Annotated in this window: 16 protein-coding genes; 9 read left to right on the top strand and 7 right to left on the bottom strand. The window is 65.8% G+C overall.

The window, feature by feature from the left end:
• Positions 1–2 precede the first annotated feature (2 nt).
• Entirely contained in the window at positions 3–677 is a 675-nt protein-coding gene (locus AC6RV7_RS17920; protein WP_500095455.1) for a response regulator, read from the bottom strand.
• A gap of 104 nt (positions 678–781) precedes the next feature.
• On the opposite strand from AC6RV7_RS17920, the gene AC6RV7_RS17915 reads away from it, so the two are divergent.
• From AC6RV7_RS17915 to AC6RV7_RS17895, 5 genes are all read left to right on the top strand, one after another.
• Positions 782–988, top strand: coding sequence for a hypothetical protein (locus tag AC6RV7_RS17915; RefSeq protein WP_500095453.1), 207 nt, complete (start codon positions 782–784; stop codon positions 986–988).
• 121 nt (positions 989–1,109) lie between these two features.
• A complete protein-coding gene (locus AC6RV7_RS17910) occupies positions 1,110–1,562 on the top strand; it encodes a c-type cytochrome (protein ID WP_500095450.1) in 453 nt (150 codons plus the stop codon).
• An 87-nt stretch (positions 1,563–1,649) separates the two neighbouring features.
• Positions 1,650–4,427 carry a hybrid sensor histidine kinase/response regulator gene (locus tag AC6RV7_RS17905; protein ID WP_500095448.1) on the top strand — a complete coding sequence of 926 codons (2,778 nt, stop codon included), beginning with the start codon at positions 1,650–1,652 and terminating at the stop codon, positions 4,425–4,427.
• Positions 4,428–4,490: 63 nt separating this feature from the next.
• On the top strand, positions 4,491–5,549 hold the full coding sequence (locus AC6RV7_RS17900; protein ID WP_500095445.1) for a hybrid sensor histidine kinase/response regulator: 1,059 nt from the start codon (positions 4,491–4,493) through the stop codon (positions 5,547–5,549).
• Positions 5,550–5,596: 47 nt separating this feature from the next.
• Positions 5,597–6,685, top strand: coding sequence for a hypothetical protein (locus tag AC6RV7_RS17895; protein WP_500095443.1), 1,089 nt, complete (start codon positions 5,597–5,599; stop codon positions 6,683–6,685).
• A 28-nt stretch (positions 6,686–6,713) separates the two neighbouring features.
• Here the strand turns inward: AC6RV7_RS17895 and AC6RV7_RS17890 are convergent, their stop codons facing one another.
• The 3 genes from AC6RV7_RS17890 to AC6RV7_RS17880 form a co-directional block, all read right to left on the bottom strand.
• On the bottom strand, positions 6,714–7,466 hold the full coding sequence (locus tag AC6RV7_RS17890; RefSeq protein ID WP_500095440.1) for an NIPSNAP family protein: 753 nt from the start codon (positions 7,464–7,466) through the stop codon (positions 6,714–6,716).
• Positions 7,467–7,512: 46 nt separating this feature from the next.
• Positions 7,513–7,833, bottom strand: a complete 321-nt coding sequence (locus tag AC6RV7_RS17885) for a hypothetical protein (protein ID WP_500095438.1) — start codon at positions 7,831–7,833, stop codon at positions 7,513–7,515.
• Between the two features lie 143 nt (positions 7,834–7,976).
• Positions 7,977–8,438, bottom strand: a complete 462-nt coding sequence (locus AC6RV7_RS17880) for a DUF5069 domain-containing protein (RefSeq protein WP_500095436.1) — start codon at positions 8,436–8,438, stop codon at positions 7,977–7,979.
• A gap of 99 nt (positions 8,439–8,537) precedes the next feature.
• Between AC6RV7_RS17880 and AC6RV7_RS17875 the strand changes: the two genes are divergently transcribed.
• A complete protein-coding gene (locus tag AC6RV7_RS17875) occupies positions 8,538–9,998 on the top strand; it encodes a PQQ-dependent sugar dehydrogenase (RefSeq protein WP_500095434.1) in 1,461 nt (486 codons plus the stop codon).
• Here the strand turns inward: AC6RV7_RS17875 and AC6RV7_RS17870 are convergent.
• Positions 9,977–11,059: a methyl-accepting chemotaxis protein gene (locus tag AC6RV7_RS17870; RefSeq protein WP_500095432.1), complete on the bottom strand. Its 1,083-nt coding sequence runs from the start codon at positions 11,057–11,059 to the stop codon at positions 9,977–9,979. The two genes, AC6RV7_RS17875 and AC6RV7_RS17870, sit on opposite strands and share 22 nt — an antisense overlap.
• A gap of 230 nt (positions 11,060–11,289) precedes the next feature.
• On the opposite strand from AC6RV7_RS17870, the gene AC6RV7_RS17865 reads away from it, so the two are divergent.
• From AC6RV7_RS17865 to AC6RV7_RS17855, 3 genes are all read left to right on the top strand, one after another.
• Positions 11,290–12,615: a TrpB-like pyridoxal phosphate-dependent enzyme gene (locus AC6RV7_RS17865; protein WP_500095429.1), complete on the top strand. Its 1,326-nt coding sequence runs from the start codon at positions 11,290–11,292 to the stop codon at positions 12,613–12,615.
• Between the two features lie 182 nt (positions 12,616–12,797).
• Entirely contained in the window at positions 12,798–14,138 is a 1,341-nt protein-coding gene (gene gdhA, locus AC6RV7_RS17860) for an NADP-specific glutamate dehydrogenase (RefSeq protein ID WP_500095427.1), read from the top strand.
• A gap of 12 nt (positions 14,139–14,150) precedes the next feature.
• A complete protein-coding gene (locus AC6RV7_RS17855; RefSeq protein WP_500095424.1) occupies positions 14,151–16,805 on the top strand; it encodes a PEP/pyruvate-binding domain-containing protein in 2,655 nt (884 codons plus the stop codon).
• 90 nt (positions 16,806–16,895) lie between these two features.
• Here the strand turns inward: AC6RV7_RS17855 and AC6RV7_RS17850 are convergent, their stop codons facing one another.
• The gene (locus AC6RV7_RS17850) at positions 16,896–18,380 is read right to left on the bottom strand and encodes a glutamate synthase subunit beta (RefSeq protein ID WP_500095422.1); all 1,485 of its coding nucleotides are present in this window, start codon (positions 18,378–18,380) and stop codon (positions 16,896–16,898) included.
• 66 nt (positions 18,381–18,446) lie between these two features.
• Complete coding sequence (gene gltB / locus AC6RV7_RS17845; RefSeq protein WP_500095661.1) at positions 18,447–23,111, bottom strand: glutamate synthase large subunit; 4,665 nt, start codon at positions 23,109–23,111, stop codon at positions 18,447–18,449.
• Between the last annotated feature and the right edge of the window lie 60 nt (positions 23,112–23,171).

Here is a 23,171-nt window from a genome sequence, read left to right as displayed (position 1 = left end):
GCTCAGGCGGAGCCGAGTTGCTCGAGCGCGAGCGCGGCGGCGGAGGTGCGGTTCTCGACGCCCAGTTTTCCGAAGATCGATTCGAGGTGCTTCTTCACGGTCGTGAGGCCGATGTCGAGAATCGTGGCGATTTCCGGGTTGGTTTTCCCCCGGGAAACCCAAAGGAGGATTTCGGCCTCCCGCGGCGTGAGTCCCAGCAGGAGCAGTTTTTCCGGACCTGCATTCGCCACGTTGGCGGCGAGCCGGGGCACGGCGGCGCCGGCCCGGCGCATGCGGGCGTGGACGGCGGCGATCAGGTCGTCCGGATCGACAGGTTTCACGAGGTAGTCGTCGGCGCCGAGATTCATCCCGGTGCGGATATCGCCTTTCTCGCTCCAGCCGGTGAGAAAGATGAACGGGAGGTGCGCGGTGGCGGCCTCGTGTCGCAGGGTTTCCAATACACGGTGCCCGTTCATCTCGGGCATGGTGATGTCGCAGACGACGAGGTCGGGTCGTTCGCTCCGCGCGAGCTCGACGCCCTCGCGGCCGTTGCGTGCCTCGATCACGCCGAATCCCTCCGCCGCGAGCAGGGCGGCGAACTGCTTGCGCAGCCGGGGTTCGTCGTCGATCACGAGGATCCGCTTCACGGCGGCGAGCGTGGGGGAAGGCGCGGGGAAGTAAAGCCGGCGCACGGTCATGCCGCGGGGGTGGCCTGGAGTGGGCCGGTTGGCCCATCCCCGGCCGGCCCATACCGCTGGGCGCGATTTTCCGGCAAGATGCGGCCTCACGTCATTTCCTTCCCATGAAACCGCCCTTTCTCCTGATCCTGTTTGCCGCGAGCTTCTTTGCGCTGCTCGCGTTGCCGCTGAGCTTCGAAGCGGCCGTGTCGCCGATCGCCGTCTCCGGACTGCTGGTGTTGTTGAGCACGGATTACCGCCGGCGGACGCCGCTGGCCGCCAGCCCGGTGCGGCGCACGAAGACCCGTGAGCGTCTGGGCCTTGCGGCCTGAGCCCACCTCGTGGCCGATCCTCCATGAATGCCCGTCTTGCCCAACTCGGTTTCTCGCTCGCGTTGACCGCCGTGACGGTGGCGGCGCTGGCGGCCGTGGCTTGAACCCCCTTTCCCCTCCCATGAAAACCCAACTCACATCCCTCGCCCTCGCCGGCTGCGTGCTCGCGGCGGCGCTGGTGTTTGCCTTCAATCTGCGTGCAAACGAGCCGACGGTGGCTCGCGTGGCCGAGCACGCGAATGGACTCCTGATCGAACGCGGCCGCTACCTCGTCGATCACGTCGGCCTGTGCGCCGACTGCCACACGCCGCGGGGCGAAAAGGGCGAACTGCTCTCCGCGCTCTGGTTGCAGGGTGCGCCGATCGGGTTCGCGCCGAAGTTCCCGATGCCGTGGGCTGAGGCGGCGCCGCCGATCGCGGGACTGCCGTCGATGAACGACGAGCAGGCGCTCGTGTTTCTCACGACCGGGGTGCGACCGGACGGGTCGAACCCGCGGCCGCCGATGCCACCCTATCGTTTCTCCGAGTCCGACGCACGGGCGGTGATCGCCTACCTGCGCACGCTCGATCGCTAAGTAACACCCAACCTCACCCGCAGGCGGGCGATGGCGAGGTTCGCCGTTGCCTGCCTGCGGTTTCTGTTTATCGCCTTGGCCTTCCCCATGGCCGGGCCCGATCCGCTCCCCGATCCGCCGCATGCGTCCGACTCGGCGCACGCGGAACTGGCGCGCGTGCAAGAGGCGTTGCGCGTGAGCGAGGCGGGCCGGCGCGAATCGCGGACGTTTTTCGAGAAGAGCTTCGAGGCGAATCCGGCGTTCATGACGATCGCGCGGATCGCCGACGGCTGTCTGCTCGAGGTGAACCCGGCGTTCGTGCGCGGGTCGGGTTATTCGCGCGAGGAGGCGCTCGGCCGGTCGACGCTCGAGCTCAAGCTGTGGGAGCGACGCGACGAGCGGGACGAGTTTCTGCGGCGCATGCAGGCGCAGGGTGTGGTCCGCGACTTCGAGGCGAACTTTCGCGCGAAGTCCGGCGAGGTGCGCACGCTGCTGCTCAATGCGGACGTGATCGAGATCGACGGACCGCCGTGCATGCTGACGGTCGGGATCGACATCACGGAGCGGCGCCGGCGCGAACGCGTGCAGGAGGCGACCTACCGGATCTCGCAGGTGGTCCTCGCCGGCGGCGATCTCGGAACCTTGTTCAAGGAGATCCACGCGATCATCGGCCGGCTGATGTCGGCGCGGAATTTCTACATCGCGCTGCTCAGCGCCGACGGCACGCAGGTGTCGTTTCCTTTCTTCCTCGACGAGTTCGTGCCGCCACCGCCGCCCCGGCCGCGCGGCAACGGCTTCAGCGAATACATTCTGGAAACGGCGGCGCCGTTGCTGGCGACGGCCGAGGAGATTCCGGTGCTGCTCGCGCGGCGCGGCTATTACCAAAAGCTGCCGCGGCCGGCGGCGCAGCGGCTTGGGGCGCCGTTGTGCATCGACGGTCGGGCGATCGGCGTGATCGCGTTGCAGGATTACCGCAACCCGCGCGCCTATACGGAAGAGGACAAGCGGCTGCTGATGTTCGTCGCCGACCAGGCGGCGGCGGCGGTGCGCCGGCGGAATGCGGAGGAGGCGTTACGGCGCGCCGAGCTGCAGTATCGCGGGATCTTCGAAAACGCGCTGGAAGGACTTTATCAAAGCACGCCGGACGGCCGGTTCCTCCGGGTGAACCCCGCACTGGCGCGGATGTTCGGTTATGCGTCGCCGACCGAGCTGATCCAGAGCGTCAACGACATCGAGCACCAGCTCTACGTGAAGCGCGGCCGCCGGGCGGAGTTCATGCGGATGATCGAGCAGCGGGACGAGGTGACGGATTTCAAATCCGAGATCAACCGGCGCGACGGCTCGCGCATCTGGATCGCGGAATCGGTGCGCGTCATCCGCGATTCGCAGGGCGGCGTCAGCCATTTCGAAGGTGTGGCGGTGGAGATCACGCAGCAGCGGGAGGCGGCGCTGGCGTTGCAGGCCGCGAAGGACGCGGCCGATGCCGCGAGCCGCGCGAAGAGCTACTTCCTCGCCAGCGTGAGCCACGAGCTGCGGACGCCGTTGAATGGGATTCTTGGATACACGCAGATCCTGCGCCGGGATCCCGAGCTGGGCGAGAAGCAGCGCAAGGGCGTGCGCGTGATCCACGAATCGGCCGAGCACCTGCTCGTGTTGATCAACGACATGCTGGACCTTTCGAAGATCGAGGCGGGCCGGATCGAACTGCAGCCGGTGGACTTCGATGTGGTCGACTTCATGGCGGGCGTCGAGCGGGTGTTCGTTCCGCGGGCGCGGGAAAAAGGACTGATGCTCGAGACGCAGGTGGACGCGGGCGAGGCGCACTGGGTGCGCGGCGACGAGGCCCGGCTGCGGCAGATCGTCTACAATCTGGTGGCGAATGCGGTGAAGTTCACCGAGCGCGGCGGCGTGGTATTGTCGCTGCAGCGGGAGCCGACGGGCGGCTGGCGGTTTTCCGTCAGCGATTCCGGACCGGGCATCGCGCCGGAGGATCTCGGGCGTTTGTTCGAACCGTTTACCCAGGTGGGCTCGCATTGTGCGGGTGGCACGGGCCTCGGGCTGGCGATCAGCCGGAGTCTGGTGGAGCGCATGGGCGGCAAGCTGCAGGTGGAGAGCCAGCCGGGCTGGGGCAGCCGGTTCTGGTTCGTCGTGGACCTGCCTATCGTCGCGCCGGCGTCGGCTCCGGGCGTCAGCAGCGGAATGCGCCGCGTGACGGGTTACGACGGTCCGCGGCGTCGCGTGCTGATTGTCGACGACAACCTGACGAACCGTTCGCTGCTGCTGGAGTTGCTCGCGCCGCTCGGTTTCGAGCTGGCGGAAGCGGCGGATGGTTTGGCGGCGGTGCAGGAGGCGGAGCGGTTCTCGCCGGATCTCGTGTTGATGGACCTGCGGCTGCCCGGCGGGATGGATGGATTGGAGGCGACGCGTCGGCTGCGGGCGCGGGAACAGGCCATCGGGGCGCCGCGGCGCGCGATCGTCGCGGTGTCGGCGAGCGCCTACGATCTGGATCGCGCGGAGTGTCTGGCGGCGGGCTGCGATGCGTTTCTCGCGAAGCCGTTCAACGAGGAAGCGCTGTGGGCGGTGATGGGACGCGTGTTGGGGCTTTCGTGGCGGACGACCGAGGCGGAGGACACGCGCACGCCGTTTCCGTTTGCGGTGGAACCGCCGCCCGTGGAGGAGGCGCAGGCCATTTACGATCTCGCGGCGAAAGGCGATGTGGTCGGCATCCGCGCGCGGGCGCAGGCGCTGGTCGAGCGTGACGCGAGCTACCAGCTGTTCGCGCAAGGCGTGCTCGAGTTGGCGGGGCGGTTTAAGATGAAAGCGATCCGGCAGTTCGTGGAACGGTATCTCGATCGGAAACCTTCAACCTCGAAGGAGCGCGCATGAACGGGCGTCGCCGTGGCGTCGGTGCGTGGGCGGGCCTTCGCGAACCTCCAACTTCGAGCGAACATGCCTGAGACGATTTTGATGGTCGACGACACGCCGGCGAATCTCGGCGTGCTGGTGGAAACGCTCGGTGCCGCGGGCTACCGGCTCATGGTGGCCGAGGACGGCGAGGAAGCGCTCGCGCAGACGGAGCAGACGCTGCCGGATTTGATCCTCCTCGATGTGATGATGCCCGGCATCGACGGCTTCGAAACCTGCCGGCGGCTGAAAGGCCGCGAGGCGACGCGCGACGTGCCGGTGTTGTTCATGACGGCGCTGGGCGAGACGGCCGACAAGGTGCGGGCGTTTGCGGCGGGCGGAGTGGATTACATCACGAAGCCGATCGAGCACGAGGAGGCGCTCGCGCGCGTGCGCACGCACCTGGCGCTCCGGCGCCTGCAGCGCGAACGCGAGGCGCAGCTCGCGTTGAAGGAGCGTTTCATGCGGATCGCGGGACACGACCTGCGCAGTCCGCTCTGCCTGATGATGATCTCGTGCGGCGTAGCGCGGCGCGAGGAATCGCTGTCCGAGAAGGTGCGGCTGTGTCTGGACAACATCCTCGAATCCGCGGTGGAGATGCGGCGGATCATCGACACGTTTCTCGAGTTGCGCGGCGCGGGGGAAACGGGGCGCGTGGATGTGCGCATGCTGATCGCCGCGGTGTTGCGGCAACATACGCTTGCCGCCGAGCACAAGGAGATCGTCCTGGCGGCGGACGAGAACGAGGGAGATGCGCTCGCGGCCGGCGATGCGGGTTTCCTCTTTCAGGCGCTGACGAATCTCGTGAGCAATGCGTTGAAATTCACACCAGCCGGCGGCCGCGTATCCTTGCGAGCGCAGGCGGCGGGGCGGTGCGTGCGCGTGGAGGTGTCCGATTCCGGGCCGGGCGTGCCGGTGGCCGAGCGCGAGCGATTGTTCTGCGAGCGGGCGCGGCTCTCGCCGCGACCGACGGCCGGCGAGGCCAGCCATGGTGTGGGGCTCGCGATCGTGAAGCAGCTGATCGAGTCGCAGGGCGGCGCGGTCGGAGCGGAGTTTCCGACGGGCGGCGGCAGCGTGTTCTGGTTCGAGGTGCCGGGCGCCTAGCTGCGAAAGGGGCTCGCGCGAACGAGGCCGCGGGCTACGTTGCTCGCGTGGACCCGACGCAGATCCATCATCCGCCGACGCCGAAGAAGCCCAGCTATCCGGTGCGCAGCGGATTGCGCGGCTATCTGCGGCGCTACCGACGGGATCGCGAGCTGCCCGTCACTTACGAACGGCTGCTCGACTTCATCGAGGCGGTGCCGCTGAACGACGCGCAGGGCAAACCCACGCTGTGGGACAGCGTGATCTACCGCGCGGAGGAGATGAGCGATCTCTACGAAGGGCTGAAACGGATCTACGCGTTGCTGCGCGTCGACGGCGACCTGAGCGTGATGCAGCACCTTTATGTGGACCGCGTGGATTTCTGCAGCTTTGGCAACTCCACGCCGTTTCGTATCCGGATTGTCAATGCGTTCAACGACAACCAGGACTATTTTTACGTGAAAAAGGCGGACGCGTCGCGCGTCTACGGGCTCGAGCTCGAGCACCTGTTGTCGCCGAACCGCATCAACTATTTCACCTTCGGCAACACGCTGATCGAGGAGCACATCGTGGGGATTCCCGGCGACGTGTTCATCGCGAAGCACCTGCACGCGGGGCAGATCAAGCCGATCCGGATCGCGAAGGAACTGGTGAAGTTCAACGAGCGCTGCTTCATCCGGCTGCTCGGCGACATGCGCTCCTACAACTTCGTGGCGGTGATCACGCCGGATTTCGAGGAGGCGCAGCTGCGAATTCGCGCGATGGATTTCGACCAGCAATCCTACAGTGGCCGGAAGAATTTTTACCTGCCGCAGTTCTTCCTCGATAACGCTCCCCTCGCCCAGTTTTGCATCACGCACCTGAATCCGCAGACCGCGTGGCAATACCAGCGCGAGGAGCATGCGGTGATGCTGCAGCGCGCCGGCATCATCGCCGACCGGTTGATTTATTTGCTGGAGGAGATGGCGCGCGATCCGATCGCGCCGATCGACAAGGTTCACGAGTTGCGCGCGAGCCTCGCGGAGCATTTCCAGCGGGGCAGCTATTTGAAATGCGAGTCGATGGGCGCGCTGGTGCGCGAGAATCTCGAGTCGATCCGTCGCCGGATCGGGCCGGGCGCGCCGGCGCCGCTGGAGAAGATCGCCGGCGTGGCCTGAGCGGCCGCGGCGCGCCGGACGGGCGGCGTTACTTCAGCGGCGAAAACTCCGTCGGCGTCAGAAAGACCGACTGGATTTTGCTGGTGAGCCGTCCATTGGCCTCGGTCGTCGCTTTCATCTTCACCCACTCCGGATCCTGCGAAAAGGCCTTCCACGAGGCCTTCGCCGCGTCGCGGTCCTTGTGCGCGAGGATGTAAACCAAGGTATGTCCGGCGCCTTTGTCGGCATCGAGCGGATGGAAATAGCCGATGCCGGTCATGCCGGCTTTCGCGAACAGATCGGTTTCGCCGCCGCCGAAACGCGCGTCGAGTTCGGCGAGTTTTCCCTCGGGCGTGGTGTAGGTGCGCAGCTCGAACATGCGCGGGGGATGGGCGACGCTGGGGGTGAGTGCGGGCGAGTAGTCCGTGGCGGTGAGGAAGGTCGATTCGACGCGGCTGACGATGCGGCCATTCGCTTCGCTCGCCTTGGCGACCTCGCGCCATTCGGGATCGGCGTTGAACGCCGCCCACGACGCTTTCGCCGCGTCCCGGCTCGCGTGCGCGAGCAGGTAAACGATCTTGTCGTCGGCGCCGTCCGCGGCATCGACCGGCAGCCAGTAGGCGATGTTGGTCATCCCGTGCTTCTCGAACAGCGCGAGAGTATGACCGGCAAAGCGCTCAAGCAGCGTCTCGCGTTTGCCAGGAGGCGAGGTGTAGGTGCGCAGTTCGAAGACGCGGGCGTCGGCGGCGAAGAGGCTGAACGCGGTGGCGAGAAACAGGAGGCAGCGGGCGAGGAGTTTCATGAGGGGTTGCCGCCGCCTGTCGTCTGCAGGTTGAAAAAGATTCGCTTCAGGCCGGAGCCCACGCGCCCACGGCGACGACTTCCTCGGCTTGGGCTTCCTCGGCCGGCAGTTCCTCGAGCGGGGCGAAACGTTCCGAGGAAAAACCGAGTTCCTGCTTTCCCTGGTGGAACGGATCCGGCGGATTCTTCAGCTCCTCGAGCAGGAGGCCAACCGTCGCGCTGTCTCCGCCACGAACGATTTTTTCGCGACCGAGAAACACCTCGCGAATCGTATACACGTCGCCCTTCTTCGGCAGCTGCTTGTAGAGCGCGAGGATGACGGGAGTGAAGGTGTCGTTAATGCAGACGACTTTCTGGCCTTTGACCATGTGAGAAGTGTGCGTGTTGGCGACGCCGATTCAACCCTCGGGGAAGCCTTTGCGCTCCGCCCCGATGTTTTTTCGACGATTTTATCCGACGTCTCACGACGGCCATGGGAAACGCCACCCGGCGGCGTTTCTCGCGCGGCGGATCAATCGATCCGGCCTTCGTCGAAATCGATCAGGTCGGGGACGCTTTTGATCTCGTCCACGCGGTCGGCGCAACCCATCGCGGTCAGCGCGGATTTGATGAAGTCTTGACCCGCGTCGGTCATGCCTTTTTGCGCCAGCTCGCGATTCCATTTGGCGGCGCGAACGTCCGCGGGCAGCAGCGTCTGGAGTTTGGTTTCGACCTCTTCGTCGGTGTTGGATTCGAACACGATTTTCTCCACCGCGGCGGGATCGATGCCGAGGTGAAGGCAGAGGAAGCGGTCGATGCCGCGTTTGTAATTCTTCGCATAGCTCGGCGGCAGCGCGCCGTGCTGTTTCACGTAGCGGCATTTGGCGAGAAAACGGGGCAGGTAAAGCAGGCCCGTTCGCGGGTGCGCTTCGTAGGGAGAAGGCAGGCACGTGAGGACATCGCCGGACGAACCGGGAATGGGCTTGGAAGGCATGACGGGGAGTGTTCGTGCCCGCGCCGGTGCGTCAACGTTCGCTCCGGGGAACGCCCGGCGGTGCTCGTGGTCCGAGCGCGCGCCCGACTCGTCTTCTCCATGCGATTGAAAATTTCCCGTAGTCTGCTGGCGGCCGCGGTCGCGCTGCCCGGCGCGACGGCCGCCGCCGAAAATGCGACGGTGGCGCGCGACGTGACGGCGGTGTATGCCGAATTTTGCAGCGGCTGCCACGGGGCGCAGATGGAAGGCGGCAAGGCTGGCAGTCTGATCGACGAAAGTTGGAAGCATGGGGGGGACGACCGCAGCTTGCGCCGGAGCATTCGCCAGGGTTATCCGGAGAGCGGGATGCCCGCCTTCGCCGCGACGCTCACGGAAAGCGAGATCGGCGCGCTGACCAATTACATCCATGAGCTCGCGACGCGCCGTCGCGAACCCATGCCGCAACAGGAGTTGCCGCTGCCGCGCGCAGTGCTGCAGAGCGAGGAGCATGCGTTCCGGATCGAGAACGTGGCGGAAGGGTTCGACGTCCCGTGGTCGTTCGCGTTTCTGCCCGATGGTCGCATGCTCGTGACCGAACGGGTCGGCCGCCTGCGGGTGATCGAGCACGGGCAGCTCCGGCCGGACGCGGTGGAAGGAATTCCCCGCGCGCTGGTGCGTGACGAAGCGGGCTTGATGTCGGTCGTCGCGCATCCGGACTTCGCGAAGAACGGTTGGATTTATCTTTCGTTTAGCGATCCCGGACCGGGCGACACGGCGATGACGAAGGTCGTGCGCGGACGCATTCGCGACGGCCGCTGGGTCGACGAGCAGGTGGTGTTCGCGATGCCGCCGGAGTGCTATCAACCGAGCTCCGTGCTGTTCGGCGGACGACTGGTGTTCCAGGGCGATTACCTGTTCATCAGCGTCGGCGAGCGGGGAATGGAGGAAGGCACCACGGGCCAGGCGCAGGATCCGACGGTGCCGAACGGAAAAATTCACCGGGTGTTTCACGACGGCCGCGTGCCGCCGGACAATCCGTATGCGGACATCCCCGGCTGGTGCGGGAGCATCTGGGCGCTCGGCGTGCGCAATCCGCAGGGCCTGGCGGTCAATCCGGCGGACGGCGGGCTCTGGGAGACGGAGCACGGTCCGCGCGGAGGCGACGAGCTCAACCGGATCGAGCGCGGCCGGAATTACGGCTGGCCGGTGATCACCCGCGGCATGCGCTATGACGGCCGGCCGCTCTCGGATCGAACGGAGGCGCCGGGTTTGGAGCAGCCGGTGATCGACTGGACGCCGTCGATCGCGGTGAGCCAGATCGAATTCTACCGCGGCGACCGCTTTCCCCGCTGGAAGGGAAACCTCTTCGTGGGCTCGCTCGCGCAGCAGAAGTTCCTCCGCGTGGTGGTCGATGGCGGCCGCGTCGTGCACCGCGAGGAGGTATTCAACAAACTTGGACGCATTCGCGACATCAAAACCGGCCCGGACGGCCTCATTTACCTCGCGCTCGAGCTGATCGGGAAGCCGGGCCGGATCGTGCGCCTGGTGCCGGCGGACGATCAGGCGGCGACGAGCCGCTGAAAGTTCACGTCCGACGCGAACACGCCGACGATCCGGCCCGCCGTGTCGCAGAGCGGGGTGGAAACGGTGAAACAGAAATCGTCGGTGGCGCTCGAACGGTAGAGATCGCTGCAGACGGTTGCGCGCGCGCGGAGCGCGTCGCGAAACCACGCGCGCTCGCCCCAGCGGCGGCCCAGGCCCGCGGGATCGCGCGTGATCTTGCCGTCGCGGCAGACCAGATTGTCGACGAGCTGGCGGCCCTGGGCATCGGTGACGTATCCGAGTTCAAAATACCGGTGCCGGCCGAGCCAGCGCTCGAGGAGCCGTTCGAGCTGCGGGCGGCTGCCGATCGCGGCGGCGAGCTCGGGTCGGAGCCGGTCGGCATCCTCGCGGGCGCGCGCATGCGCGTCGAAACGGAACCGGCCCACGGTGACCAGGAGCAGGTCGGTGAGCGCGTTGATCCGGCCGCCGAGCCCGTGGACGGATCTGGCCGTGTCGAGCTGGGCGGCGGCGTGGCCGGCGATATCGCGGATGTCGCGGTTGACGGCGGAGACGGTGCGGCCGCCGGCGGGTTCCGCCGCGGAATCGGCGGCGACCGAGGCGACGCGCGTCACGCTGATGTCGATCTCCTGCATGCGGTCGGCGATGAGATGCGTGGATTCCGCGGAGGTGTCGGCGAGCCGTTTCACCTCGTCGACTACGACGGCGAACGCCCGTCCGGCTTCGCCGGCGCGAGCGGCCTCGATGCTGGCGTTGACCGAAAGGAGGCGCGTGTGATCGGCGATGCGCTCGACGGTTGCGAGTGCGCCGTGCATCTGACCGGACGAGGCCCGCAGCTCCGCGACGGCGCCGGCGAGGTCGCGGGCGAGCGCGTCCATCGTCGCCGCCACCTCCGCGGCGTGGCGGGCCTGGGCTTGTGCGCGGGACTCGATTTCGGCGGCGAGGCGGGCGAGTTGCGGCCCGAGCGCGCCCAAGTCGATCGAGGCGCGCGCGATCGCGGCGAGCCGGGCGGGAGCGTCGTCGGAAGCGGTCGCGCTGGCAGAGCGAAAGTCGGGCAGCGGGGAAGCGGGAGCGTTGAGCATGGCAGCCCGTGGACTAGCAGACTTTGTGCAAGGCACGCGTCGGCCGCCCGGAAATTACGGGCCGGCGAGTATCGCTTCAGCGGCCCGCGGGACGGCCGAGGGAAGAAGGTTCGGCGCAGGCGTGCACATTTTGCGATTATCCGCGTGGGTTTTGGCCGGCGGACGATTCGCTCGTGACGAAGCCTTTTGGGGGAGCTTAGCTCTGAGGGGCGTTTACCCTCCTCCACCCCATGAGCCAACCTGTTCAGTTCCTGTTGCGTGCCGACGAGATGCCGGCGCATTGGTATAATCTTCTCGCCGACTTTCCCGAGCCGCTGCCGCCACCGCTGCACCCCGGCACGAGGGAGCCCGCGAAACCGGAGGACATGGCGGCGATTTTTCCGGAGAATCTTATCGCGCAGGAAATGGGTGCGGAGCGGCAGGTGGAGATTCCGGCCGAGGTGCGCGAGGTCTACGCGTTGTATCGTCCCACTCCGCTCCTGCGGGCGGTGCGGCTCGAAAAGGCGCTGCAGACGCCCGCCCACATTTACTACAAATACGAAGGCGTGAGCCCGGCGGGGAGTCACAAGCCCAACACGGCGATCCCGCAGGCCTACTACAACAAGGTCGCGGGGACGAAACGGCTCGCGACCGAAACCGGCGCCGGCCAGTGGGGCTCCTCGCTGTCGATGGCGTGCCAGGTGTTCGGCCTCGAGTGCACGGTCTACATGGTGAAGGTCAGTTTTCACCAGAAGCCGTATCGCAAGCTGCTGATGCAAACCTACGGGGCGAACGTGTTCGCGAGCCCGAGCGACCGGACCGAGTTCGGGCGGAAGGTGCGGCGCGAAACGCCGGACAGCAACGGCAGCCTGGGCATCGCGATCAGCGAGGCAATCGAGGACACCGTCACGCATCCAGGAACCAAATACGCGCTCGGGAGCGTGTTGAACCATGTGTGCCTGCACCAGACGGTGATCGGCGAGGAGACCATCCGGCAGATGGCGCTCGCCGGCGAGGAGCCGGACGTGGTGTTCGGCTGCGCCGGCGGCGGCAGCAATTTCGCGGGCATCGCGTTTCCCTTCGTGCGTGGCAAGTTGAAGGACGGAAAGAAGACGCGCATCGTCGCGGTCGAGCCGGCATCCTGCCCGTCGCTGACGCAGGGCGAGCTGCGCTACGATTTCGGCGACACGGCGCAGACGACGCCGCTGATGATGATGCACACGCTGGGGCACGCCTTCATGCCGCCGAGCATCCACGCGGGCGGGCTGCGCTACCACGGCATGGCGCCGATGGTGAGCCACTGCAAGAAGCTCGGCTTGATCGAGGCCGTCGCGGTGCCGCAGACCAAGGTGTTCGAGGCGGGCGTGTTGTTCGCGCGCAGCGAGGGGCTCGTGCCGGCGCCGGAATCGGCGCACGCGATCGCGGCGGTCGTCGACGAGGCGATCCGGTGCCGCGAGGAGGATCGGAAGCGCGTGCTCGTGTTCAATCTCAGCGGCAACGGGTTGCTCGATCTCGCGGCGTATGACGCCTACCTGAGCGGGCATTTGTCCGACTCCAACGGCACGGACGCGGATTGAGGCGGTGCGCCGCGCGGAGGGGCGAGCCACTTGCAAGTTTGGCCTCGGGGCGGGCAAGCACGATTTTTCGCGAAACGGGATTCCGTATTGTTCTCCGCGCCGGAGTTGCCCGTAATGGGCGCGTTTTGTGCGGCGGGCGGCACGACCGGTGAAACGAAACCGCGCCCGCGAATCGGTTTTTTATGGAGCCCTACATCGCTGAAGTCCTCGACCTGGTGGCCCGCCGCAATGCCGGCGAGCCGGAATTCCTGCAAGCCGTGCAGGAGGTGCTCGAATCGCTGAGCCCCGTCATTGCCCGGCAGAAGAAATACCGCGACGCCCGCATTCTCGAGCGCGTGGTGGAGCCGGAAAGACAGGTGGTGTTTCGGGTGGCCTGGACGGACGACGCCGGCCGGGTGCAGGTGAACCGCGGTTTCCGCGTGCAGTTCAACAGCGCGATCGGCCCCTACAAGGGCGGCCTGCGTTTTCACCCCAGCGTCAACCTCGGCATCCTGAAGTTCCTGGGCTTCGAGCAGATCTTCAAGAACGCGCTCACGACGCTGCCGATGGGCGGCGGCAAAGGCGGCTCGGATTTCGATCCGAAGGGCAAGTCGGACAACGAGGTGATGCGCTTCTGTCAGAGCTTCATGACCGAGCTCTACCGCCACATCGGTTCCGACACCGACGTGCCGGCGGGCGACATCGGCGTGGGCGGACGCGAGATCGGGTATCTTTTTGGCCAATACAAGCGCCTGCGCAACGAGTTCACGGGCGTCTTCACCGGCAAGAACATCAAGTGGGGCGGCTCGCTCATCCGTCCGGAGGCGACCGGCTATGGTGCGGTCTATTTCGCGGAGGAGATGCTGAAGACCCGCGGCGATTCGCTGGCCGGGAAGGTCTGCACGGTTTCCGGTTCGGGCAACGTGGCGCAGTATACGATCGAGAAGCTTCTGCAACTCGGCGCCAAGCCGGTGACGTTGTCCGACTCCGACGGCAGCATCTACGATCCGGCGGGCATCGACACGGAAAAGCTGGCGTGGGTGATGCAGCTGAAGAACGCCCGTCGTGGCCGAATCCGCGAATACACGGAAAAATTCGGCGGCGAGTTCATGGCCGGACGCCGCCCGTGGTCGGTGCCCTGCGACTGCGCCTTCCCCAGTGCGACGCAGAACGAAATCGACGGCGCCGACGCGCAGGCCCTGCTGAAGAACGGCTGCCAGCTGGTGTCGGAGGGCGCGAACATGCCGTCGACGCCGGACGCCGTGCACGCGTATCTCGCGGCGAAGATCCTTTACGGTCCGGGCAAGGCGGCGAACGCCGGTGGCGTCGCGACGTCAGGCCTCGAGATGTCCCAGAATTCGATGCGCCTGAACTGGTCGCGTGAGGAAGTCGACCAGCGGCTCCACCGCATCATGGTCAACATTCACGAGAGCTGCCGCGCGACGGCGCAGGATTACGGCGCGCCGGGCAACTATGTGCTGGGCGCGAACATCGCAGGCTTCACGAAAGTGGCCGACGCGATGATCGAGCAGGGCGTGTTGTAACGCGGAGCAGCGATGAGCCGGATTTCAGACGACGAGGAGCGCGACGGCGGAGCCCGGCGCCCTCGTCGGTCTGAAACGGCGGCGACGGGTCAAAAGCCCGGCGGAAACGCCGGGTCTCACCCGCGGCGCGAGACCACCGGTCTCGTCGGCATCGACCGGGTGCTTCACGGCATCGAGCCCGGCGACAACATCGTGTGGGAGGTCGACACGATCGAGGAGTATCAGGAGCTGGTGACGCCGTATGTGGCGGCGGCACGGGCGGCGGGAAGAACGGTGATCTATTTCCGTTTTGCCGACCATCATGCGCTCGTGGAGGAGCACGACGGGGCGGAGATCCGGGAGGTGGATGCCGGGGCCGGATTCGAGGCCGTCGTGCGGCAGGTGCACGACGTGATCGAGCGGGCTGGCACGCGGGTGATCTACGTTTTCGACTGCCTGTCGCATCTGGCGGACCGGTGGATGTCGGACCAGAGCCTGGGCAACTTCTTCATGCTGACGTGCCCGCGTCTCCGGGATCTCGATACGGTCACCTACTTCGCGATCTACCGGGACAAGCATTCGCTTTACGCGCTGGAGGCGATCCGCCAGACGACACAGTTCTTCCTCGACGTGTTCCGGCTGGACCTGCGCCTCTATGTGCGGCCGGTCAAGGTGCAGCATCGCTCGCGCGAGGCGATGAATACGATCCACGTGCAGCACGGCGGGGAGTTCCTGCCGGTGAAGGACAGCGCGGTGCTGGCGCAGATCCTGTCGCGCACGCAGTGGCCGCGTTTGCAGAGCGACCGGCGCAGTGGCTATTGGCGGCGGCTGTTTCAGGAGGCTGCGCAGGTCGCGCAGGAGTGGCGCGAGGAGCGCGGCACGGTGGAGCGCCGCACGGAGATGACGAAGAAGGTGTTCGCCGCGCTGCGCGTGCATCGCTCGGGCATCGCGCCGCTGGTGGGACGTTATCTCACGCTCGAGGACATGCTGGCGGTGCGGGATCGGATGATCGGCATCGGTTCGGTGGGCGGGAAGACGCTCGGGATGCTGGTGTCGCGCGCGATCCTGCGCGATCGGGATCCGGATCTCGCGAGCCGGTTGGAGGCGCACGACTCGTTTTTCGTCGGGGCGGAAGTGTTCGTCACCTTCCTCGTGCAGAACGGCGTGTGGTGGTTGCGCGAGCAGCAGAAATATCCGGAGACGTTTCTGGCCGGTTTGGAGGAAGGCCGCCGGCGGGTGCTCGCGGGGAAATTTCCGGAGCACATCAACGAGCAGTTTCGCGGCATGCTGGATTACTTCGGCGAGTCGCCGTATATCGTGCGATCGAGCTCGATCCTCGAGGACGCGCGCGGAAATGCGTTTTCCGGAAAATACGAAAGCGTCTTCGTGGTGAACCGCGGCTCGCGCGAGGAACGCATGGCCGAGCTGCTGGAGGCGGTGCGACGGGTGTATGCGAGCGTGCTCGACGAGGAGGCTCTGCGCTACCGGCGCCGGCGCGGATTGCTGGAAAGCGAAGAGCGCATGGCGCTGCTGATCATGCGGGTGTCAGGCGCGGCGCACGGACGTTATTATTATCCGCAGGCGGCGGGCGTCGGGCTGTCCTACAATCCCTTCGTCTGGCATCGCGACATCGATCCGCATGCCGGCGTCGTGCGGCTGGTCTTCGGTTTGGGAACACGCGCGGTGGACCGGGCGGACGACGACTATACGCGACTGGTGGCGTTGAATGCGCCGACGCGGCGGCCGGAGGCGAGCTTCGAGGAGGTGCGCGATCATTCGCAGCGGCGGATGGACTGTCTCGACTTGATCGACGGGAGATTCGTGTCGCAGCCCTTCGGGGAAGTGCTGGCGGAGCCGGTCGATTTTCCGGCCGATTATTACGTCACGAACACGGCCGAAGGTTATCCGTGTCTCACGTTCGAGCGGCTGTTGCGCGAAACGGCGGTGGCGTCGGACTTGAGGCAGATGCTCCAGGTGCTGGAGGCCGCGTATGAGCAGCCGGTCGACATCGAATTTGCGCTGAACTTCATCGCGGACGGCACGTATCGGATTCACTTGCTGCAATGCCGGACCTTCCAGGTGCGGCGGGAGAGCACGCTGACGCGGCCGGCGGTGGCGGCGGCGCAGAACCGGTTGCTCGCGGCCAACGGAGCGGTGATCGGCGTGAGTCGGGAGCAGAAGCTCACCCGCATCGTGTATGTGGTGCAGGACGAATATGCGAAACTCGGCGAGCAGGATCGCTACGCGGTGGCGCGATTGATCGGCCGGTTGAATCCGCATCATCCGGTGGGCGATCGCGGGTTGATGCTGATCGGTCCCGGCCGCTGGGGGACACACAGTCCCGCGCTGGGAATTCCCGTGGGCTTCGGCGAGATCAGCCGCGTGTCGGTGATCTGCGAGATCGTGGCCATGCACGAACGGCTCATCCCGGACGTGTCGCTGGGCACGCATTTCTTCAACGATCTCGTGGAGCACGACGTGCTCTATCTGGCGTATTTTCCGAAGAAGACGGGCAACGTGCTGGATATCGAATGGTTCAAGTCGGCGCCGAGCCGGTTGCTCGAGCTCGAGCCGTCAGGCGCAGCGCTGCAGCACGTGGTGCGCGTGATCGATTGCGCGGATGTCGGCGACGTCTATTTGCGGGCGGACACGACGACGCAGGAAGCGGTCGTGTTTCGGGCGGAGTGACGCCGGCGCGTCGCCAACTCAGGCCAATAAAAAGGCCGGTCGTGAGACCGGCCCGGAAGAGCGAGGGAGATGTGAACCACCCGGCGGCGTTTACGGCAGGTCGGTCGTGCCCATCAGGTAACGGTCGCACTCGCGCGCGACGCCGCGGCCCTCGTTGATGGCCCAGACGACGAGACTCTGACCGCGGCGGCAGTCGCCGGCGGCGAACACGCCCTTGATGTTGGTCGTGTATTTCTCGTGCTCGGCCTTGATGTTCGAGCGCGGGTCGGTCTCGAGATTGAGCTCCTTGAGGAGCGCCTGCTCGGGTCCGAGAAAGCCCATCGCGAGAAGGACGAGCTGGGCGGGGCGGGTTTTTTCCGTGCCGGGAACTTCCTTCGGCACGAACTGGCCCTTCTCGTTTTTCTCCCACTTGATCTCGACTGTCACGAGCTCCTTCACGGCGCCGTTTTCGTCGCCGACGAACTTCTTCACGGTCGTGACGTAGGCGCGCGGGTCGGCGCCGAATTTCGCCGCGGCCTCTTCCTGGCCGTAGTCCATGCGGTAGATCTTCGGCCACTCGGGCCAGGGATTGTCGGCGGCGCGCTCCATCGGCGGCTTCGGCAGGATTTCGATTTGCGTGATGCTCTTGGCGCCATGACGCATCGAGGTGCCCACGCAGTCGGTGCCGGTGTCGCCGCCGCCGATGACGATGACGTCCTTGCCCTTCGCGTGGATCGGGCAGTGTTCGGCGCCGCCGTTGAGGAGGGCCCGGGTGTTCTCGGTGAGCAACTCCATCGCGAAGTGCACGCCCTTCAAGTTGCGGCCCTCGATCGGGAGATCGCGCGGCTGGGTGGCGCCGGTGCAAATGACGGTGGCGTCGTATTCCTTGAGGAAGATCTGCGGCTCGACGTTTTCGCCGACGTTGGCGTTGCAGATGAATTTGATGCCGGCCCCTTCCATCAACTTGATGCGGCGGAGGACGACCTCCTTCTTATCGAGCTTCATGTTGGGGATGCCATACATGAGCAGGCCGCCGGGGCGGTCGGCGCGTTCGAAGACGGTGACGGTGTGACCGGCCTTATTGAGCTGTTCTGCGGCGGCGAGGCCGGCGGGGCCGGAGCCGATGACGGCGACCTTCTTGCCGGTGCGAACCTTGGGCGGTTCGGGATTGACCCAGCCCTCGGCCCAGCCGCGGTCGGTGATGGCGGCCTCGATGTTCTTGATCGTGACCGGCGGGTTGTTGATGCCGAGCACGCAGGAACCTTCGCACGGCGCGGGGCAGACGCGGCCGGTGAACTCGGGGAAATTGTTCGTCTTGTGCAGACGATCGAGCGCCTCCTTCCAGAGGCCGCGATAGACGAGGTCGTTCCACTCCGGGATCAGGTTGTTGATCGGGCAACCGGAGGCCATGCCGCTGATGAGCTTGCCGGTATGGCAGAACGGAACTCCGCAATCCATGCAGCGCGCGCCCTGCGTGCGGAGTTTCTTCTCCTCCATGTGGTGGTGAAACTCTTTCCAGTCCTTGACGCGCTCGAGCGGCGGGCGGTCGACGGGAAGTTCGCGCAGGTATTCGATGAAGCCAGTGGGTTTGCCCATGGATGGGGGGATTTGAGATTTGAAATTTGAGATTTGAAATGCGGCGGGCGCAGAGCGCCCGGCCGCTTAGTTGCCGCCGACGCGGGACGTGTCGCGGGCGTTTTCTTCGAAGGCGGCCATGATGGCTTCGTCGCCGGTGAGGCCCTGCGCCTGGGCGCGTTCGATGCAGGCGAGCATGCGCTTGTAGTCCTTCGGCAGGATCTTCACGAACTTCGGGACCATCGCGGTCCACTGGTCGAGGACCTGTTTCGCGCGGGGGCTCTTCGCGTAGGTGAGGTGGTTTTCGATGAGCGTGCGAAGCTCGGCGATCTCGGTCGGAGATTCGAGCGACTCGATGCCGACCATCGCGGGATTCACGTCCTGCTTGAACTGGCCGGTTTCATCCAGCACGTAGGCGACGCCGCCCGACATGCCGGCCGCGAAATTGCGGCCGGTGCTGCCGAGGACGACGACGCGGCCGCCAGTCATGTATTCGCAGCCGTGGTCGCCCACGCCCTCGACGACGGCGTTGACGCCGGAGTTGCGGACGGCGAAGCGCTCGCCGGCGCGACCGTTCAGGTAGAGCTCACCGGCGGTGGCGCCGTAGAGGGCGACGTTGCCGACGATGATGTTTTCCGACGGATCGAACGAAGCGTTCGCCGGCGGATAGATGACGATCTTGCCGCCGGAGAGGCCTTTGCCGACGTAGTCGTTGGCGTCGCCCTCGATCGAGAACGTCATGCCCTTCGGCATGAAGGCGCCGAAGCTCTGGCCGGCGGAGCCTTTGAAGTGGATCCGGATCGTGTCCTCGGGCAGGCCCTGCGCGCCGTATTTCTTCGTCACCTCGCTGCCGGTGATGGTGCCGACGACGCGGTTGACGTTGCGGATCGGGAGCTCGGCGATGACCTTCTCGCCGCGTTCGATCGCGGGCTGGCAGATTTCGAGGAGTTGCGTCAGGTCGAGCGATTTGTCGAGGCCGTGATCCTGCGACTGGGTGCAGAAACGGCCGACGCTGTCCGCCACCTCGGGCTGGTAGAGGATGTTGCTGAAATCGAGGCCGCGGGCCTTCCAGTGTTCGACGGCCTTCTTGGGCTCGAGACGCTCGGTATGGCCGATCATTTCCGCGATCGTGCGGAAGCCGAGTTGGGCCATGAGCTCGCGAACCTCGTGGGCGATGAACGTCATGAAATTCACGACGTGCTCGGGCTTGCCGGTATACTTTTCGCGCAGGCGCGGGTCCTGCGTGGCGATGCCGGTCGGACACGTATTCAGATGGCAAACACGCATCATGATGCAGCCGGTGGCGACGAGCGGGGCGGTGGCGAAACCGAACTCCTCCGCGCCGAGCAGCGCGGCGATGACGACGTCGCGGCCCGTCTTGAGCTGACCGTCCGTCTCCACCGCGATGCGCGAGCGGAGATTGTTGAGGACGAGCGTCTGGTGCGTCTCGGCGAGACCGAGCTCCCACGGCAGACCCGCGTGGTAGATCGAGGTCTGCGGCGAGGCGCCGGTGCCGCCGTCGTATCCGGAAATCAATACAACATCGGCATGCGCCTTGGCGACGCCCGCGGCGATCGTGCCGACGCCGACCTCGGCGACGAGCTTCACGCTGATGCGCGCGTGGCGGTTGCTGTTCTTGAGGTCGTGGATCAGCTCGGCGAGGTCCTCGATCGAGTAGATGTCATGGTGCGGCGGGGGCGAGATGAGGCCGACGCCGGCGGTGGTGCCGCGGGTCTTTGCGACCCACGGATAAACCTTCGTGCCGGGCAACTGGCCGCCTTCGCCGGGCTTGGCGCCCTGTGCCATCTTGATCTGGATTTCGCGGGCGTTGACCAGGTAATGGCTCGTGACGCCGAAGCGCCCCGACGCGACCTGCTTGATCGCGGAGTTCTTGGAGTCGCCGTTGGGGAGCGGGATGAAACGTTCCGGATCCTCGCCGCCCTCGCCGGTGTTCGAGCGGCCGCCGATGCGGTTCATGGCGATGGCGAGCGTCTCATGGGCCTCCTTCGAAATGGAGCCGTAGGACATCGCGCCGGTCTTGAAGCGCTTCATGATCGACTCGACCGGCTCGACCTCCTCGAGCGGAATCGGGTCGTTGAGCTTGAAATCGAGGAGACCCCGGAGCGTCGCGACGTTCTTGGAATTCTCGTTGATGATCTTCGAGTATTCCTTGAACACCGCGTAGCTGCCGGTGCGCACCGCCTTTTGCAGGCGGTGGATCGATTCGGGATTGAACAGGTGATACTCGCCGTCGTTGCGCCATTGAAACTGGCCGCCGACGGGGAGCACGTGGCCGTTGACCGGACGATCGGGGAACGCCGCGCGGTGGCGCGCGAGCACTTCCTGCGCGATGACGTCGAGACCGATGCCGCCGACGCGCGAAGGCGTCCAGGTGAAGTAGTGATCGACGACGTCCTGGCGGAGGCCGACGGCTTCGAACACCTGCGCGCCGCGATAGGACTGGATCGCGGAAATGCCCATTTTGGACATGACCTTCACGACCCCCTTCGACGCGGCCTTCACGAAGTTCTTGCACGCCGTCTTGTGGTCGACGTTCACCAGGAGGCCATCCTGGATCATGCCGTCGATCGTCTCGAACGCGACGTAAGGGTTGATCGCGCTGCAGCCGTAGCCGATCAGCAGCGAGAAGTGGTGCACCTCGCGCGCTTCGCCGGTCTCGAGGACCATCGAAATGCGCGTGCGGAGCCCTTCGCGGATGAGGAAGTGATGGAGGCCGGCGACGGCGAGCAACGCGGGAATCGGCGCGAAGTCCTTCGTCACGCCGCGATCGGAGAGAATGAGGATGGTGACCTCCTCGTCCTCGATCATGCGGCGGGCGATGAGGCAGATCTCCTCCATTGCCTTGGCGAGGCCTTTTTCGCCGCGGGTGGCGCGGAAGAGAATTGGCAGCACACCGACTTTGAAACCGGGCTGGTCGAGACGGCGGAGCTTGGCGAATTCCTCGTTAGTGAGGACGGGCCACTTCAGCTCGACGCGGCGGCAGGCGAGCGGGTCGGGATTGAGGAGATTGCCTTCCGAGCCGAGGCGGGTTTCGGACGAGGTGATGAGCTCCTCGCGGATGCAGTCGATCGGCGGGTTGGTGACCTGCGCGAACAGCTGCTTGAAATAATCGTAGAGCAGGCGCGGCTTGTTCGAGAGCACCGCGAGCGGGGTGTCGTTGCCCATCGAGCCGATCGCCTCGACGCCGTCGCGCGCCATCGGCGTGAGGACGATGCGCTGGTCTTCGAAGGTGTAGCCGAACGCGATCTGGCGGTGAAGCAGCGTGTCGTGATCGGGCGGCGGCACGCTGGGCGCGGCCGGGAGGCTCTCAAGCTTCACCAAGTGCTCGCTGAGCCACTGGCGATACGGATGCTCGGTCGCGAGCTGCTTTTTGATTTCTTCGTCCTCGATGATACGACCTTGGTCGGTGTCGACGAGGAACATGTGGCCGGGCTGCAGGCGGCCTTTTTGCGCGATCTGATCGGCGGGGATGTCGCCGAGCACGCCGGCTTCCGAAGCCATGACGACGAGACCGTCGTGCGTGACGTAATAGCGGCACGGGCGCAGGCCGTTGCGGTCGAGGCACGCGCCCATCTGCTTGCCGTCGGTGAAGCAGATGGCGGCGGGGCCGTCCCACGGCTCCATCAGGCACGAATGATACTGGTAAAATGCGCGGCGATCCGGATCCATGGTTTCGTGGTTCGACCACGGTTCCGGGATCATCATCATCATCGCGTGGGTGAGCGGGCGGCCGGCGAGGACGAGGAGTTCGAGCGTGTTGTCGAACATCGACGAGTCGGAGCCGTTCGGGTTGATGATCGGGAGGATCTTCTTGATGTCCTCGCCGAAGAGCTCGGAGGCGAAGAGCGCCTGGCGGGCGTGCATCCAGTTGATGTTGCCGCGGAGCGTGTTGATCTCGCCGTTGTGCGCGATGTAGCGATACGGGTGCGCGCGGTCCCAGCTCGGGAAGGTGTTGGTCGAGAACCGCGAGTGGACGAGCGCGAGCGCGGTCTCCATCGACGGATTCTTCAGATCGGAGAAATACTGCTCGAGCTGCTCGGTCGTGAGCATGCCCTTGTAGACGATGGTCTTTTGGGACAGGCTCGGCATATACCACATCTCCGCGCCCGAATACGTGGAGGTGCGGATCTCGGCGTAGGCGCGCTTGCGGATGACGTAGAGCTTGCGCTCGAACGCGGCGTCATCGAGCTCCGGGCTGCGGCCGATGAAGACCTGGCGCATGAACGGCTCCGCGGACTTCGCGGTGTCGCCGAGCATGGAGTTGTCGGTCGGCACCGTGCGCCAGCCGAGCAGGGTCTGGCCTTCGCCCTGGATGATGCCGGCGAACACTTCCTCGAGCTTGCGACGCGCGGTGGCGTTGCGCGGGAGGAAGACGAGACCGACGCCGTATTGGCCGGCTTCGGGGAGGGAAATACGGGCCTTCTTCGCGACTTCGGCGAAGAACTTGTGCGGCATCTGCAGGAGGATGCCGGCGCCGTCGCCGGTGTTGACCTCGGCGCCGCTGGCGCCGCGATGGTCGAGATTCTTGAGGACCTGGAGGCCCTGCTCGAGGATCCGGTGGGACTTGCGGCCCTTCATGTCGACCACGAACCCGACACCGCAGGCATCGTGTTCAAACCACGGGTCGTAGAGGCCTTGTTTGCCCGGGCGGAGCGTCTTCGGGGCGCGTTGGGCAACGTCGCTAGTGGGGGAAGAGGCTGGGCCGGTGTTCGATGTCCGCGTGGTGTTCACAGTATTCAAGCAGGTTAGGTCAGCGAAAAAGCTGGCGAGGGATCAGGGCGAAGCGACGAG

Source organism: Opitutus sp. sgz309028, from assembly GCF_059821195.1.
The sequence above is the reverse complement of the archived record's forward strand: the minus strand, read 5'-3'. Positions and strand labels throughout refer to the sequence as shown.

Coding starts and splice junctions, on each gene's coding strand:
- AC6RV7_RS17920 (WP_500095455.1), bottom strand. CDS start 677: ATGACCGTGCGCCGGCTTTACTTCCCCGCGCCTTCCCCCACGCTCGCC.
- AC6RV7_RS17915 (WP_500095453.1), top strand. CDS start 782: ATGAAACCGCCCTTTCTCCTGATCCTGTTTGCCGCGAGCTTCTTTGCG.
- AC6RV7_RS17910 (WP_500095450.1), top strand. CDS start 1,110: ATGAAAACCCAACTCACATCCCTCGCCCTCGCCGGCTGCGTGCTCGCG.
- AC6RV7_RS17905 (WP_500095448.1), top strand. CDS start 1,650: ATGGCCGGGCCCGATCCGCTCCCCGATCCGCCGCATGCGTCCGACTCG.
- AC6RV7_RS17900 (WP_500095445.1), top strand. CDS start 4,491: ATGCCTGAGACGATTTTGATGGTCGACGACACGCCGGCGAATCTCGGC.
- AC6RV7_RS17890 (WP_500095440.1), bottom strand. CDS start 7,466: ATGAAACTCCTCGCCCGCTGCCTCCTGTTTCTCGCCACCGCGTTCAGC.
- AC6RV7_RS17885 (WP_500095438.1), bottom strand. CDS start 7,833: ATGGTCAAAGGCCAGAAAGTCGTCTGCATTAACGACACCTTCACTCCC.
- AC6RV7_RS17880 (WP_500095436.1), bottom strand. CDS start 8,438: ATGCCTTCCAAGCCCATTCCCGGTTCGTCCGGCGATGTCCTCACGTGC.
- AC6RV7_RS17875 (WP_500095434.1), top strand. CDS start 8,538: ATGCGATTGAAAATTTCCCGTAGTCTGCTGGCGGCCGCGGTCGCGCTG.
- AC6RV7_RS17870 (WP_500095432.1), bottom strand. CDS start 11,059: ATGCTCAACGCTCCCGCTTCCCCGCTGCCCGACTTTCGCTCTGCCAGC.
- AC6RV7_RS17865 (WP_500095429.1), top strand. CDS start 11,290: ATGAGCCAACCTGTTCAGTTCCTGTTGCGTGCCGACGAGATGCCGGCG.
- gdhA (WP_500095427.1), top strand. CDS start 12,798: ATGGAGCCCTACATCGCTGAAGTCCTCGACCTGGTGGCCCGCCGCAAT.
- AC6RV7_RS17855 (WP_500095424.1), top strand. CDS start 14,151: ATGAGCCGGATTTCAGACGACGAGGAGCGCGACGGCGGAGCCCGGCGC.
- AC6RV7_RS17850 (WP_500095422.1), bottom strand. CDS start 18,380: ATGGGCAAACCCACTGGCTTCATCGAATACCTGCGCGAACTTCCCGTC.